At 67.1% G+C, this 14,081-nt stretch carries 13 protein-coding genes and 1 tRNA gene; 5 read left to right on the top strand and 9 right to left on the bottom strand.

Annotated features, from left to right (window positions below; all coding sequences use genetic code 11):
* Position 1: 1 nt before the first annotated feature.
* Together ACGFIO_RS42550 and ACGFIO_RS42545 are read right to left on the bottom strand one after the other, a co-directional pair.
* Positions 2 to 2,626: a fibronectin type III domain-containing protein gene (locus tag ACGFIO_RS42550; protein ID WP_392836529.1), complete on the bottom strand. Its 2,625-nt coding sequence runs from the start codon at positions 2,624 to 2,626 to the stop codon at positions 2 to 4.
* 115 nt (positions 2,627 to 2,741) lie between these two features.
* Positions 2,742 to 4,184: a tetratricopeptide repeat protein gene (locus ACGFIO_RS42545; protein ID WP_392836527.1), complete on the bottom strand. Its 1,443-nt coding sequence runs from the start codon at positions 4,182 to 4,184 to the stop codon at positions 2,742 to 2,744.
* Between the two features lie 189 nt (positions 4,185 to 4,373).
* On the opposite strand from ACGFIO_RS42545, the gene ACGFIO_RS42540 reads away from it, so the two are divergent.
* A tRNA-Leu gene (locus tag ACGFIO_RS42540) sits at positions 4,374 to 4,457 on the top strand.
* On the opposite strand, the gene ACGFIO_RS42535 is transcribed toward ACGFIO_RS42540, so the two are convergent.
* The 5 genes from ACGFIO_RS42535 to ACGFIO_RS42515 form a co-directional block, all read right to left on the bottom strand.
* Entirely contained in the window at positions 4,413 to 6,122 is a 1,710-nt protein-coding gene (locus ACGFIO_RS42535; RefSeq protein ID WP_392836643.1) for a recombinase family protein, read from the bottom strand. The genes ACGFIO_RS42540 and ACGFIO_RS42535 overlap by 45 nt on opposite strands.
* A 236-nt stretch (positions 6,123 to 6,358) precedes the next feature.
* A complete protein-coding gene (locus ACGFIO_RS42530) occupies positions 6,359 to 8,092 on the bottom strand; it encodes an FtsK/SpoIIIE domain-containing protein (RefSeq protein ID WP_392836524.1) in 1,734 nt (577 codons plus the stop codon).
* Positions 8,093 to 8,145: 53 nt separating this feature from the next.
* Positions 8,146 to 8,436 carry a hypothetical protein gene (locus ACGFIO_RS42525; RefSeq protein ID WP_392836522.1) on the bottom strand — a complete coding sequence of 97 codons (291 nt, stop codon included), beginning with the start codon at positions 8,434 to 8,436 and terminating at the stop codon, positions 8,146 to 8,148.
* A complete protein-coding gene (locus ACGFIO_RS42520) occupies positions 8,433 to 9,056 on the bottom strand; it encodes a DUF2637 domain-containing protein (RefSeq protein WP_392836519.1) in 624 nt (207 codons plus the stop codon). The genes ACGFIO_RS42525 and ACGFIO_RS42520 overlap by 4 nt, the downstream gene beginning before the upstream one ends.
* A gap of 46 nt (positions 9,057 to 9,102) precedes the next feature.
* On the bottom strand, positions 9,103 to 9,297 hold the full coding sequence (locus ACGFIO_RS42515; protein ID WP_392836517.1) for a hypothetical protein: 195 nt from the start codon (positions 9,295 to 9,297) through the stop codon (positions 9,103 to 9,105).
* 380 nt (positions 9,298 to 9,677) lie between these two features.
* Between ACGFIO_RS42515 and ACGFIO_RS42510 the strand changes: the two genes are divergently transcribed.
* Genes ACGFIO_RS42510 through ACGFIO_RS42500 form a run of 3 tightly spaced genes read left to right on the top strand, consistent with a single transcriptional unit; the run spans position 9,678 to position 11,311 of the window.
* Positions 9,678 to 10,382 (top strand): helix-turn-helix domain-containing protein, encoded by a 705-nt coding sequence (locus ACGFIO_RS42510; RefSeq protein WP_392836514.1) that lies wholly within the window; start codon positions 9,678 to 9,680, stop codon positions 10,380 to 10,382.
* A gap of 7 nt (positions 10,383 to 10,389) precedes the next feature.
* Positions 10,390 to 10,866, top strand: coding sequence for an NUDIX domain-containing protein (locus tag ACGFIO_RS42505; protein WP_392836512.1), 477 nt, complete (start codon positions 10,390 to 10,392; stop codon positions 10,864 to 10,866).
* Positions 10,859 to 11,311 carry a hypothetical protein gene (locus tag ACGFIO_RS42500; RefSeq protein ID WP_392836511.1) on the top strand — a complete coding sequence of 151 codons (453 nt, stop codon included), beginning with the start codon at positions 10,859 to 10,861 and terminating at the stop codon, positions 11,309 to 11,311. Before ACGFIO_RS42505 ends, ACGFIO_RS42500 begins: the two co-directional genes overlap by 8 nt.
* Positions 11,312 to 11,313: 2 nt before the next feature.
* On the opposite strand, the gene ACGFIO_RS42495 is transcribed toward ACGFIO_RS42500, so the two are convergent.
* Both ACGFIO_RS42495 and ACGFIO_RS42490 read right to left on the bottom strand, forming a co-directional pair.
* Positions 11,314 to 11,862 carry an HD domain-containing protein gene (locus ACGFIO_RS42495; protein WP_392836509.1) on the bottom strand — a complete coding sequence of 183 codons (549 nt, stop codon included), beginning with the start codon at positions 11,860 to 11,862 and terminating at the stop codon, positions 11,314 to 11,316.
* 43 nt (positions 11,863 to 11,905) lie between these two features.
* The gene (locus ACGFIO_RS42490; RefSeq protein ID WP_392836506.1) at positions 11,906 to 12,157 is read right to left on the bottom strand and encodes a hypothetical protein; all 252 of its coding nucleotides are present in this window, start codon (positions 12,155 to 12,157) and stop codon (positions 11,906 to 11,908) included.
* A 140-nt stretch (positions 12,158 to 12,297) separates the two neighbouring features.
* On the opposite strand from ACGFIO_RS42490, the gene ACGFIO_RS42485 reads away from it, so the two are divergent.
* Complete coding sequence (locus ACGFIO_RS42485; protein ID WP_392836503.1) at positions 12,298 to 13,074, top strand: XRE family transcriptional regulator; 777 nt, start codon at positions 12,298 to 12,300, stop codon at positions 13,072 to 13,074.
* Positions 13,075 to 14,081: the final 1,007 nt, after the last annotated feature.

Here is a 14,081-nt window from a genome sequence, read left to right as displayed (position 1 = left end):
CCTAGCAGGTGGGCAGGTTGGCGAGCTTGTCCCCGCCGTCCAGGTTGATCCACGCCCACGGGATGTACGGCTTCTTGTCCTTGTAGCTGATCCGCACCCACCACGTGCTGCGCTTGTCCCGGTTGTAGATGTAGGCGTAGACCTCTTCGCCGGACTTCTTGCAGTACGCCTGCAGGCGGGTGCCCGGCTTGGCCCAGCCGACCTGCTTGCCGTCGTCCTGCTTGGTGACCGAGAAGATCTCGTTGCCGTTGCGGCCGTCCACGTCCTTGTCGCAGTAGTGGGCGGTGTCGCCCTTCTCGCCGTTGTTACAGGTCGCGACGCCGTAGATGTTGGCCGTGGTCACCCTCCGCGGCTTGCTGGTGGTGACGCCGGCCGCGTTCTTGGCCGTGACCGTGAAGTCGTAGGCGGTGCTGGGCTTGAGACCGGTCACCTTGAGGCTGGAGCAGCTGCCGCCGGCCGACTTGTTGTCCGGGTTGGTCTTGACCGTGCAGGTGGCCGTGCCGCCGCCGGCGTTGACGCTGAACGTGACCGTGCCGGTGTTGAACGTCGACGACGCACCGGTGATGGTGACCTGCGGCAGGGCAACGGTCTTGGCCGTGGCCGAGCCCGGCGCGCCCTCCCCCGCGTCGTTGACCGCGCGCACCTCGACCCGGACGGTCGCGCCGTCACCGAAGCCGGTCATGGTGACCTGGTTGCCCTCGGGCACGTCGACCGAGCGGCCGCCCGCGGTCACGACGTACTTGGTGATCGGCCGGCCATTTTCCGCCGCCGGCGACCAGGTGGCCCGGATCGCGCCCTTCTGGCCGCTGACCGTGGCGGCGTCCACGTTCTGTGGCGCCTCGGGCTTGGCGTAGGGCACGACGCTGTTGCTGACCGGCGACGCCTTGGACCCGGCGCCCCGCTCGTTGACGGCGACCACGGTGAACGCGTACTGCTTGCCGTACTCCAGCTCACCGCCCTTGATCGTCAGCGAGGGCTTGTCCGACTCCCCGACCGGCGCGCTGCCGCCCTCGGAGATCGCGGTCACCGTGTACCGCTCGATATCCAGCCCCTGCCCGTTGGCGGCGGGCCAGCTGACGGTGACAGTGCCGTCCGCCTTGGCCTCCGCCGTGGCGGCGGTCGGCGCGTCCGGTACCTCGGCCGTCGGGCGCACCGCGTTGCTGGTCTTGGCCGGCCCGTCGCCCTTCTTGTTGACCGCGTGGACCTCGAACCGGTAGGTCTCGCCGTTGGTCAGCCCCGGCACGTTCACCGACCGCTGGTTGGCACCGACCTGGAAGGTCTTCCCGGCACCGGTGACCACGTAGCGGGTGACCGGGGCGCCGTGCGGGTCGGCCGACTGCCAGGTGACCCGGGCCTCGGCGTTGCCCGCGGCGGCGCGCACGTTCCGCGGCGCGCCCGGCTTGTCGACCTGCGGCTTCTTCGGCTTCGGCGGCGGCGGAGGGGTGTCCGGCGCCGGCGGCGCGTCGCCGCCGAGGACGTCGTCGGCGTACTTGTCCACCACCCGCACCTGATGCTGGTTGTCGACCACCCGCGCGGTCGAGGAGCCCGGCGCGTTGATGAACAGGTAGTTCTCGCGCACCTCGAGCTCCAGCGGACCACCCGGGTTGGGCACGCCGATGCTCTTCTGCTCGCGCCCCTGACCGTCGAAGACGTGCACGGTGCCGGAGTCCTCTTCGGCCACGTAGAAGAAGCCCTCCCAGGCCACGGCGGCGGCCAGATCGGGTCCGTCGCCCGGCACCTGGAAACGGGGCCCCATCTTGCCGTCACGCACGATGTAGACCTCGCGCGCGTCGGGCACGGTCACCGGGATGGAGAGGCCCCAGGTCTGCGGGGCCACGGTGCCCGGCCCCGCCAGCGGCAGCTGCGTGGGCACGGCCTTCTGGTCGCCGCGCACGGTGGTGAGCGCGTTGGTCGTCCGGTTGAGCACCGCCACGCCGTCGTCCAGCGTGGTGATCGCCAGGTCGTGGCTGGCCGGCGCCACCGAGGTGGTGGACACCTGCACCGGCCCCGCGGCGGCGGCCTGTCCCCCGCCCTGCGGCGCGTCCGAGGCGATCCGGGCGGCCGTGATCGCCGACACGGTGCCCTGGCTCGGCACGCCGACCCACAGCCGCCCTTTGCCGTCGAAGACGCCGCCGGTGATGCCCGGCGGGTAGTTCAGCGGCTGCCCTACCGGAGTCAGGTAGCGCGGGTCGATCTGCCGCACCACACCGCGTACGGAGTCGACCACGAACGCGGCGTCGTCGCGCAGGGCCACGCTCACGCCCAGGCCGGAGTTCGTCGGCGTGGTCGCGTAGGTCTTCAGCGAGGTCAGGTCCATCGAACTGATCACGCCGGTGTTCACGTCGCGGTAGATCACGAAGCGGTCGTTCTGCGAGATCTGCATCGTGTGGTTACGCGCCGCCGGCACGTCCACGCGAGTGTCCACCTTGGCGGTCACCCCGTTGACCCGGGCGACCTCCCCCTTGCCCTTGGACCAGACCCAGGAGGCGGCGTCAAAGGAGGCGACGGCCTGATCGGCCGCGCCGAGCCCGAGCACGGTCAGCCCCAGACCCGTCACGAGAGTAAGGACGGTACCGATAGTGACGAGCCCGCCACGGGTCCGCCACGGGGGCTTCGATGTGGTCACGGCCTGCGCTTCCTCCCCGTCGAGCGTGCAGAACGCGGGCCATCATAGGGCGTGTTGGATCGATGGGGACAGTCGGCAGATCACGCCTGTGGATAACCATGATCGCTGACGGTGATCATTTACCCGACTTCCCCGGCGCCGGCCGGCTGGTGCAGGACTGCTCGCTGGGCGCGAAGGAATTGGTCCCGTACACCGCCACCACGGCGAAGCAGTAGTCCAGTTGATCATTAAGTCCGCGCAGCTCAAAGCGGGTTTCCCCCGGGCCGACCTCACCCATCGGCTTGAGCACTTCCCCAGGGTGCCCGCCGGTGACGAGCGTCGATGTCTTGCCGTCACTCGGGTCGACCCAGCTGATCTCCACCGAGGTCCCGTAGTCGCGCACCTGCACTCCCTGCGGAGGCGGGCCGCCCCCAACAGTTGGCACATCTGAATCTTTACCGTCATCTTTGCCACCGCGATCGGCCAGAACGAAAACCAGCGCGACCACGGCGACACTGACGGCCAGGACCGCGGCGATCGCTGCGAAGATCGCCGGCCCCCTCCGGGTGTACGCGCGCGCAGGCTCGGTTTCGATCGGGCCGGCTGTCATCCCGTGCGCCTGCGGGTCACCGAAGGGCCGATGAACAGCGAGATCGTCGAAGGGCCGGTACGGCTCCTGCCGCTCCTCGATCGGCCAGCCCTGCCCTCCTTGCACCGGCCATGCCGGCGCCGCTTCTTCCACCCGCCCCTGTGCTGCTTGTTCCCGCGCTGCTTGTTCCCGCGCTGCTTGTTCCCGCGCCGCCTGCTCCCGCGCCGCCTGCTCCCGCGCCGCCTGCTCCCGCGCCGCCTGCTCCAACGGCCAGCCCTGCGCCGGTGGTTGCTCCATCGGGGGCCGTTGGGCCGGCACCTGCGGCTCCGGCCGCGTCTCCGGCGGCTCCTCCCGCACCGAAGTCACCGGGTACTCCTCCGGTAAAGGCGGAGTCTGAGCCCCCGGCACCCGCCGGACCAGCGGAATCCCACCCTGCCGAGGAATCAGCGGCTCAGCCGGAGCCGGCCGGGGCGCCGCCAGCGAGGCCACATCCCGAAGCGGCGCCTCCCCCGAAGGCACCTCTGGCACAGGCGCGTCATGAGCAATCGCCCCGAAATTCCCCGCCAGATAGGCCCGAGCCTTCAAAACCGCCCAGTGTGCCCCACCAAGAACAGGTTCCCCCAGCTCAACCACACGCCCGAGCGCCTTACGAGCCTCATGCCGATTCCCGAGTTCCTCAGCCACCACACCAAGGTCGTAAGAGATCTCGAGCATCAGCGGATCGGAGTCCCCCAGCCGCCACTGCCCCGCCGCATAGGCTTCCTCAAGCACCCGCCGAGCCCCCGACGGATCATCGTCGAACTGATGAAGCCGAGCCAGATGATGCGCAGCGGCCAACACACCCGGGTCATCCTCCCCGAGATTCACCCGCCCCAACGAGACAGCATGCGAGAGCATGGCAATACCCGCGGCCCGATCACCTTGATCAGCCAGATACTGAGCCCGCTGCCGGGCAGGCTCGAGCGGAGACGGCTGCGACACCCGAGCCATGCTGCCCGCAAGTCCCTTCCCCCGCCACACCCACCCCCACCAACGTCCCGTTTTGCCCGATCCCACTTCCCCCGGCGGGCCTCCGCACAGGGCCCCCAGGGGGCCGTGTAGAGTTCTCTCCTGTGCGGCCGAGAGGACCGCGGCGCCAGGGTGCAACCTTGGTCCCGATCCTCCTATGCTGCAGGGCAGGTCCGGGTGGCGGAATGGCAGACGCGCTAGCTTGAGGTGCTAGTGCCCGTATAGGGCGTGGGGGTTCAAGTCCCCCCTCGGACACACATTAAGCACACGGCCGAGATCGCTTGAGACGATCTCGGCCACCACTGTCTTCGGGCCTGGCTTGTAGGTCATCCTAAGTCCGAGCCGGCTGTAGAGCTCCGCCGCCTTGTCGCGTGGGTCAGCCTCCCGGAGGACACCAAGCAAGCTTCCTAGGCCGTTGACGATCACCGCGATCTGATCATCGTTGAGCCGCTGCGGTGGGATGGCGCTCGTCCGGAGAGCAGCCTCAGCGGTACCCCGAACGGTCGACGCCTCCCGGATCCAGCCCAAGATGAGCGCTGGGTCGCCTCCCGCGTCGAGCGCCGCTCGGTAGCGCTCTATCTTGGCGTCGCAGTCCTCGATCGTCTGGCGGAGTCGCCCGCTGTCATCGTTCGCACGGAAGGCGAACATCTCGGCCCGGTGGTACGCGTCGGCCAGGGCGCGCAGGTTCGCTCCCAGCGTCCGGCCGTTGAGCTCCTTGCCGAGGAACTTGTCGACGGGATCCGTGATGGCGTCCTCGCGCAGGTAGAGCATGGGCGGATGCGCGACCTCGTGTTGCCGCACGAAGTCCCGCGAGGCTTTGCACCGGTAGTAGAGGCGTCCATGGTTGAGGTTGCCGACCATGTGCCGTCCGCAGAGCCCGCAGTTGATCAGACCGCGGAACAGGTAGGGGCGGGTGCTGCGACGTGGCGCCCTGCCTTGCTCGCCATTCGTGCCGCGAACCTTGATCGTCGTCTGCGCCCGCTGGTAGAGATCGGTCGTGATCAGCGGGGTGTGGGCCTCGCCCTTCGACCAGACCCATTCACTCTCGTCGTTCCAGCGGTGTCGGTTCTCGTGACCGAGGGCGATGTCTTCCACGTCGATCAAGACCTCATCGGTGCGCTGCTTGTTCCAGACCTGACGACCGGTGTAGCGCGGGTTGCGGAGAATCGCGCGGATGGCGGTCGTCTCCCAGACCTCGGTGTTCCGGTGCGGGTTTCGCGCCCGGTCGTAGGACGACGGGCACGGGATGCCGTCCTGGGTCAGCCCACGGGCAATCGAGGTCATGCCTCGTCCAGCTGCGTACTCCTCAAAGATCCGGCGGACGACCGGCGCTGTCACGAGGTCTGGTTCGAGCCGGTGCAAGCGCTTGCCCTCAGCAGCCTTGCCGGGATTGGGGTGTGGCCCGGCGTCGGCCAGTTGGTAGCCGTAGGGCGGACGGCCACCGAGGAATCGGCCTTCCAACTCAGTCTGCGACTTCATCGCGGACCGGACGCGGATCTTGATCCGATTGCGCTCGCCCTGGCTCATGCCGCCGTACAGCGCCATGACGAGATCATGTGCGTCCGAGCCTGGATCGATGGCGCCGCCGACCTCGGGCACCCACAGCCCAACGCCGTAGTGAACGAACACAGGGAACGTCATACCGAACTGACTTCCGTAGAACGCACGCTGCGGCTCGCCGATGACAACCGCGTCGAAGTCACGGCCGGCGCTCTTAATGGTGTCGAGCAAGCGCAGCGCCTCGGGTCGGCGCTTCCACGGCAGTGAACGGGACAAGCCGATGTCGAAGAACTCGGCAACGATCTCTCCGCCTACCGGCCCGATCAGGCTCCGAGCGCGCGAGAGCTGCCAGCCCTTCGACGCCTGCGGATCCTGCTGATCCTCGGTCGACACACGTCCGTAGAAGGCGAATCTCGTCATGTCGATCGATTCTTCCGAGCGCGGTCGATGATGCGCCACAGCACATCGGCGGCCGCGTCGGAGAGTGGGACTTCTAGGGACGTCTTGACCTGCGCATCTTCGATGACCAGCGCCTTCGTCCTTCGTATGCTGCGATTTCTCCCTTCGTCGTCTGGCTTGTTCGTGGTGATCGTCGGACCTCCCCTCAGCTCGAAGTGGTGTCCGGGCGAACGTCCGTCAGTCGTCCGTCCGCGCGCTTATCGGCGCAGACGCGCGCGAGCGGACGGACGTCCGCGCGGACGTTCAGGCCAGGCTCGCCACCGCCCGCGGGCGACCTGCCGGGCATGTCCGGCCGCCGCGAGCGCCTGGAGCCGTTCGTAGACCCAAGTGCGCCCCATGCCGGTGATCTCCATGAGGTCGGGAACGGTGGATCCTTCCTCCGGAGCGGCGGCGAGTGCCGTCGCGAGTGTCTGTTCGGGGTCAGGGCTGGCCGCAAGCTGGGCCGGCCGAGTGGTTGGTGAGTCGATGGCGGCGCGAGAGAGCGCGTCGAGTTCGGGTCGCTGGTCGGCATACCGAGCGGTCGTCGTTCGCAGGTCGTCGTCCGTCACCAGGTATGCACGAGCGCGCCGTGGTTGGTTGTGTCCATCGGCGAGTACGTAGAACTTGCCGGGTGCGTCGAGGGTGTGAGCGTGCCAGCCGGTGGCGAGCATGCCCTTGTCCAGGATCAGGTCGACATCTCGGCGTTCCCGAACCCGGAGGCACACGCGGACGCTCATCTGTGAACGCAGCGCCCCGCCTCCCATAGCCTTCTGTGTCGGGCGCTGGGTCGCCGCGAGCAGATCCACGGCCACCGCACGTCCTCGTCGGCCAATCGAGTCCGCGTACCCGACAGCCTCCGGTGCGGTGTCCACGAGTTCGGCGTACTCGTCAATGACGATCACCAGCGCCGGCGCGGCCAGCGTTGGCTTCCAGACGCGGGTGTTGTCACGGCCGGCTGCGTCCGCTCGGGCCTCAAGAACGGCCACAGCGTCGGCCAACAGCCGCGCCGCTTCCTCCGACGTTGTGGCGAGCCGGTCAAGGCACGACGCCCATGGCCGCAGTTCCATCCCGCCCTTGAGGTCGATGCCCCAGAGCACGACATCGGAGCAGGCGACGAGGTTGCCCAAGAAGACGTTCAGGACACCGCTCTTGCCGGAGTCCGTGGCGCCGCCGATCAGGACATGCCGCCGGAGCACGGAGACGCGAACCGACGTCGCATCCTCGAAGATTCCGAGGTCGATCGGGTCGGCGATGGATCGGGCGCGCTGGCCTTTCCAGCCGATGGCGCCGGCGTGGGGATCGGCGGCCAGGACGCGCAGCGTGAGACGGCCGGCATGGGACGGGTCTTGCTCGACCCGGACCGCCCCGGGTCTGGTTCCCAAGGCCGATTCGATCGCGGGTACGTGGGAGATGGCGTCCGGGACGCTCTGCCCCGGCCGCAACGCCATCCGGGCGCGCCATCCCCACGTGTCCACCGAGGCGGACATGATCCGGGATCCAGCGAGGCCGGTCGCCTCGGCTACGTCGGGCCAAGCGCTGATGACCCGATCGACCTTGACCCGGGCACGGCGCCGTCTGTGCGCCCACCAAGGCACCGCAAGCAAGAGCGTGCTTACGACGAGCACCGTCGGCAACGGTGACCGAGCTGGCCCGAAGGCGGTTGCGAAGGCCAGCCATGCGCCGGCCGCCGCGATGACGGTCGAGGCGTAGGTGCGCTCGCTTCGCCGGCCGAGTCGCCACGGGAGACCCCACAATGCCGCGCCGAGTGCCGCAGCTGCGGCCACGCCTGCTATCCACGGCCAGCCGCCCGGATGATTGCGGTGTAGGAGCAAAGCGGCAACGAACAGTACGCAGGCGCTGGTCAGTGGCGCGAGTTCGGATCGATAGCGGAACAGCGCTCGCCCGATCGCGGCGGCAAGAACGAGAAGGAGCGGTTCCTCGGGTACGAGCATGAGCGGCTGCGGGTTGCGCCGGCTCCAGCGTCGGTGTCGCCGTCCGTACGCCCTCATTGCTGTTCTTGCTCACCACGGTGCTGAGCGACCTCATCCCTCAGGTAGCTGTAGGGATCCGGCTCCCCGTCGCGCTCGGCCGCGAGCGACGCACGAGCTGCGGCTAGCAGGTTGGCGAAGTCGAGCCGAGCACGAGTCAGCAGAGCCAGGGTCCGCTGGATCTCGGCGAGCATCACGGGGATGTCGGCCATGGCCGTCCAGACGGCAAGGCGGGTCGGCCTCTCATAGGCGGCGTGCAGATGGTTGGTGATGACCTCCAGGTCGATGGTTACGTGTGGCTTGGTCATGAGGTGGGTTGGGCCTCCTTTCGTTCGGTGGATTCGCTGGCGAGTCGTCGTCGGAGTTCGGTCGCCTTCGGTCCGGCGATGCGAAGCGCTTCGCGCAAGGCGTCTCGGGTGATGGGTTGTCCGCGATGGGCGGTCCGGTACTTGACGTCGGCCTCTCGCGCGGCTTTCAGCAGGTCAGAGTCCGAACGCGCCTTCACCCGGCGAGTCCGGGACTTGGTACGGGACCCGGTACGAGCAACCGGCGCGCTGACCGCCTCCGCAATCGGGATGGTCCGAAGCGCATGCAGGTGAGCGGTGAGTCCGAGCACTGCCGCTGGGACGGCACCGACGAGCACGACGATCGGCCACGAGATCGTGAGCAGGCCGCTCGCGACGAGGTGGTAGCCGGCGTTGCCGACGATGCTCGTGGCGATGGCACCAACGGCGTTGGCACGGGCGAACCGTCGCGCTCGGCCAGCGGCCGGCGTTCCGGCCAGCCAGACACGAGCCGATGTCATCGCGTACGCGTCGATCGTGATGGGCAGCAGCCAGGCGAGCCGCGCCGGCCAACCGGCGACCTCGGCCAGGCCGCGTAGTCCAGCGAAGCTGGCGATCGCCGACGAGGCGGCGGCGACCGCCATGCCCGCCATCACCCAGCCGTCGCGGACTTCTTGAGGACGTCTCACGTCAAAGATCCAGTCCGGCGACGAACCGAGCGAAGGCCCGGAGGCCGTCCCCGATCGCTGGACCGATCGAGGACGAGGCGAGGAAGTACCCGAACGCCGCACAGATGGCGGCCTGCCACAGCGGCAGCCGGGCGTACCTCCAGAGCAGGTAGACGAAGACGCCGAGCAGGACGACGGCGGAGACGGCGATGGTCACGCGTCACCGCCATCACGACGACGCGAGCGGCGGCGGGTACGGATTCCTCGGTCCGCCCCACCGTGCGTGCCGCGGGCCTGGTGCCGGCGGTTGTAGCGGACCCTTGCGACGCACTTGCGGCACAGCGCCGGGTGTCCCCCACCAAGCCGCGCACCGCACGGGCAGGTCGGGACTTCATTGGTGAAGTGCTGGATGTCCATTGCGAGATCTCCTCTCGATCGGCGATGCGGGTGTCGCATCGACGCCATCGAGAGTGCGATCAGAGGCCGGGACGTGATCAGGTCACAGCTGGACTCCTCAGAGACATCTCGCCTAATGTGGACAAGCTGCAAAGACGTCCTGACGGGAAGACGATGCCGAACGAGCGACTACGCACAGCAATGCTGGAACGTGGAATCACGCCGGCCAGCCTCGCCGAAACGCTCAACGTCGACCCGAAAAGCGTCGAACGCTGGATCAGCGGACGCACGCCCTACCGACGTCACCGCTACGCCGTCGCCGCCCAGCTCGGCGTCGACGAGGTCTACCTCTGGCCCGACGCGCTCAGTCCCGACCAGGTCGCCAGCGTCAGCGAGAGCGAGATCATCAACATCTACCCGCACCGCTGGGCCGTCCCGTCCGACCTCTGGCGCAACTTCTATGACACTGCCGAGCACGAGATCGGCGTCCTGGTCTACAGCGGCCTCTTCCTGTCCGAGGACGCCGGCGTGCGGCGCATCTTCCGAGAGAAGGCCGATGCCGGAGCCCGGGTGCGGATCCTGCTCGGTGATCCGGACGCCGAGGTGGTCAAGCAACGAGATGTCGAGGAAGGCATCGACAGCCTGTCAGCGAAGATCAAGAACGCGCTGGTGATGTACCGGCCGCTGTTCGGCATCGACAACATCGAGTTCCGCCTGCACCGTACCGTGCTCTACAACTCGATCTACCGCGCTGACGAACAACTGCTGGTCAACACCCACATCTACAGCTTCCCTGCCTCCGAGGCGCCAGTCATGCACCTGCGACGGGTAGCCGGCGGCAACATGGCCACCACGTACATGAACAGCTTCGACAACGCGTGGGACGGCGCCACCCCACTGGAATGAGGCAGATGTGGGACGACGCATCGACTACTACGACGATCCCCAGGCACCCAAGGCCAACAGCATCGTCCCCTCAGCGAACGTCATCGTCGTCAACGACGAGGGTGACATCCTGCTGATCCGCCGCTCCGACAACGACAACTGGGCACTTCCCGGGGGCGGCATGGACCTCGGCGAGTCCCTCCCCGAGACAGCGATCCGCGAGACCGCTGAGGAAACGGGCATCCGCGCCGAGGTCACCGGGCTGGTCGGCATCTACACCGATCCCCGCCACGTCATCCTCTACACCAGCAACAACGAGGTACGACAGGAATTCTCGGTGGTCTTCACCGCGCGGCCGGTAGGTGGCAAGCCAACACCGAGCGACGAGTCGACCGAGGTCCGTTGGGTTCCTCCGGCCGAGGTCGGCGCCCTGCCGATGGACCGCTCGATGCGCATGCGGGTCGACCGCTATTTCATGGCTCCAGAAGACGTTCACCTTGGATAGCGACGCGATCAGCGCTCTCGCTGACTCCTTCGGCGCGGTGGGCACCGTAGGCGCGTTCCTCGTGGGCTTTCTGCTCCTCCGTCGAGAGCACCGCCGAGAGGCCGAGCGAGCCGACGACGAGCGCCGCTCCCAAGCGGAGCGGATCAGCGCGTGGATCGAGCTGACAAGGAAGCTCGACGGAGGCCGCGAACTGGCCTTTCACATCCACAACGCGAGCGCCATGCCGATCTACGAGGTAGAGCTACCGCTCCCATCGCGAGGCGACCAAAAGCCCGACTCAGAGTTCGTCGGCCTGGTCCCACCAGGCCAGACCATCCAGCGCTCGGCACCCGCGGAGTGGCTACGATCATACGTCGAGCCTGAGCCGGTACAGATCGAGTTTCTGGATAGCGCCGGTCGCAGATGGAGCCGCGACGAGCAGGGCGCGTTGTCCCGCGCCGAGTGAACTCAGCCCCTGTTCAGAGCCTCGGTGATCCCCCGAACCGAGCCGATGATCAGCGGACTGGCCTCGCGAATCGTTCTCGCTACCAGGTGCTCATCCCCGTAACGGGCGAAGATCTCGGAAAGCCGCTGCTCTACTTCAACGGGATCACCGTCGGGCGTGGTCGTCATGTCGGCGTACGTGATCGCATCTGCCAGCAGTCCGCCGACCGGCGGGAACTCCCCCAGAAGTTCGTCAGCCAGTCCCCTATTGCGAGCCTCGATCGTCGCGCACGAGTGATGTGCAACCAGCCGGCAGACAAGCTGATCAATCTGGGCTACATCGCGCAGGTACCGGGCACCGTCGAGCTGGTGCATCCCTGTCGCAACGAGGTCGGGCGCATACCCGACGTCATGCAACCAAGCAGCGGAGACGAGCGTGGCCGCATCATCGCCGACCAGGTGCGCAACCGACTCAGCCTTGCGTCCAACACCTTGACTGTGCGACCACCGCCGCGGGATCGACTCGGCCAGCAACCGGCGCGCAAGGTCACGGGCACGTTCGATCTGATCCACATGGGCAGATTAACGAACGTCCCGTCGTACGGGGTGCCGGTTGCTACCTGTCGTCGGCCTCCCCCACTGACGAGGATTCCGAAACCGCGCCTCCAATCAGCGCGGCGACCAGGCGGTCAGCGACAGCCGGACTCACGGTTCCGATGTGCACGACCGAACCACCCTGCCGCCCGACGCCATCGTGCAGCGCCGGAAAGTCTTGGCCCACATCAAAGCCGGCATCTTCGAGCGCAAGCGCGAGGCGATCCGCGGACTCTCGCGCGGCCCGTTCGCCGCGACGATCCTCTTCGCTCATCACTATCCACCTACTTGCTCTTCAGCCTGCTCGTCCGGCCTTGAGTCTTCGCGCCCGGTAACGGAGTGTGAACCACGGCGTTAGGACGTCTTGGGACTTCTTGGCTATGCTGACCCGAACTCCACTATCGGGAGGACGCAATGAAAGGTCCTCTGTCACGGGCATTGCTCGCCGCCGGCTTGAACGTCATCGACGTAGCCGCGCAGCTGAGCGTTGACCCGAAGACAGTGAATCGCTGGCTCGACGGCCGACTGCCCTACCCCCGCCACCGCGCCACGCTCGCTCACCTGACCGGCTGGGCCGAACGCGACCTCTGGCCCGGCATAGACGCACGCCAGCAAGCCGAACCCAACCCCCACGAGGTCATCACCGTCTACTCCCAGCGCTGCTCAGTCCCTCCAGAGACCTGGCGCCGGCTCTTGGAACGAGCGAAGCACAAGATCGACATCTTGGGCTACAGCAGCCTCTTCCTCGCCGAAGACGCGGGAGCCCAGGCGATTCTCCGAGCCAAGGCGCGTTCAGGCGTACGAATCCGCCTCGCCCTGGGCGACCCTCACGGCGCGCACATCGCTCAGCGAAGCGCCGACGAGGGCGTCGCCGGCATGATGGCGGCCCGCATCGTCAACGCGCTCGCGTTGATCAAGCCGCTGACCGAAGAGCCCGGAGTATCACTCCGACTGCACGACACCGTCCTCTACAACTCGATCTACCGCTCCGACGACGAACTGATGGTCAACACCCATCTGTACGCATGCCCGGCCTCCCGGACACCGGTCATCCACCTACGTCGGTCAGGCCACGACGGCATGGCGGCGACGTACCTCGCGTCGTTCGAGCGAGTCTGGACCGAAAGCTACGACTCCCGTGCCCACCAGATGAGCCGATCGCAGACATCTGCGACCCCCACCTCCGGTTGATCATCCAGGAAGTCCGCCACATACAGATTCATGAGAATCAGCCTGCCAAGGCGATCCGTGGTCACGAACAGCTCATCCTTCGTAGGAGGGCAAGGCCACGGATCCCCACACGCACGACACAGCCAGCTTGGCCGCTCGGGACCGTGCTCAAGCACAGCAGCGGATCGACCACGCATCCAAGCTGCGACCCAACGCAGTGAACTTACGAGCGATAGACACCGATTCATCGAAGTGGAGAGGGCGTCCCACCAAGCCGAGGGCGTTCCAAAACTCAACCACCCACGACCAGCCGGGAATGGATTCCCAAAAAACCGCAAGCAGTGACTGACGGGAAAAATCAACTGCGGTCGCTCCCTGTCATGTCTCTCGGCGCGTGATTCCGGTACACGAACTGGTGGCATCGATCCTCCTCAGGCTTCCGGATACCCAGAGGCCCGACCGCATGGAATGGGTAGGAGAACCACGCGGCCGGACCTCGGCCAACACCGGCGCCACCCCGTCCGCCGGCTTGAGGGTCCGATGACCCACGAACCGGGTGCGCTTCGGTGTTGACCCATAGCGTCGCCTTCACATCCGCCGGCCCCAACCACGCCTTCGGGACGTCCAGGGAACGTCTTAACGTCCCCGATCAAGCGCTGCGAGTCGGCACAGCCGCGTGCACTCAACGCTCACCAGTACGTTGTGGGGTTTGAGCCACGCCGAGGGCCATACTTCCGTGTCAAGGAACGATCTTGGAAGCTTGACCAGGCGTACCAGGGCACCTGAACAGGGCGAACAGTCCGTTGGTGTCCGAGCTCATCCATGGCTGTAGGCCCCGTTGAAACCCAGTTAGTCACCCAAGTCGCGCGTGTAGATCATGGGCACCTCGTCCAAGTACGCCTGCACCGGCCCATAGAGCGGGTACGGGATATAGAGCGCTTTTCAACTGCCGTGGATCGGGTTCTCGATGTGGTGCAGGGCCAGGATGGCCTGCACGATGGCGGTGGCGCGGCGTGGGCAGCAGCGCA

The organism is Actinoplanes sp. NPDC049265 (assembly GCF_043197135.1).
In the GTDB taxonomy this organism is placed as follows: Bacteria; Actinomycetota; Actinomycetes; order Mycobacteriales; family Micromonosporaceae; genus Actinoplanes.
The sequence above is the reverse complement of the archived record's forward strand: the minus strand, read 5'-3'. Positions and strand labels throughout refer to the sequence as shown.

Coding starts and splice junctions, on each gene's coding strand:
- ACGFIO_RS42545 (WP_392836527.1), bottom strand. CDS start 4,184: ATGGCTCGGGTGTCGCAGCCGTCTCCGCTCGAGCCTGCCCGGCAGCGG.
- ACGFIO_RS42535 (WP_392836643.1), bottom strand. CDS start 6,122: ATGACGAGATTCGCCTTCTACGGACGTGTGTCGACCGAGGATCAGCAG.
- ACGFIO_RS42530 (WP_392836524.1), bottom strand. CDS start 8,092: ATGCTCGTACCCGAGGAACCGCTCCTTCTCGTTCTTGCCGCCGCGATC.
- ACGFIO_RS42525 (WP_392836522.1), bottom strand. CDS start 8,436: ATGACCAAGCCACACGTAACCATCGACCTGGAGGTCATCACCAACCAT.
- ACGFIO_RS42520 (WP_392836519.1), bottom strand. CDS start 9,056: ATGGCGGTCGCCGCCGCCTCGTCGGCGATCGCCAGCTTCGCTGGACTA.
- ACGFIO_RS42510 (WP_392836514.1), top strand. CDS start 9,678: ATGCTGGAACGTGGAATCACGCCGGCCAGCCTCGCCGAAACGCTCAAC.
- ACGFIO_RS42490 (WP_392836506.1), bottom strand. CDS start 12,157: ATGAGCGAAGAGGATCGTCGCGGCGAACGGGCCGCGCGAGAGTCCGCG.
- ACGFIO_RS42485 (WP_392836503.1), top strand. CDS start 12,298: ATGAAAGGTCCTCTGTCACGGGCATTGCTCGCCGCCGGCTTGAACGTC.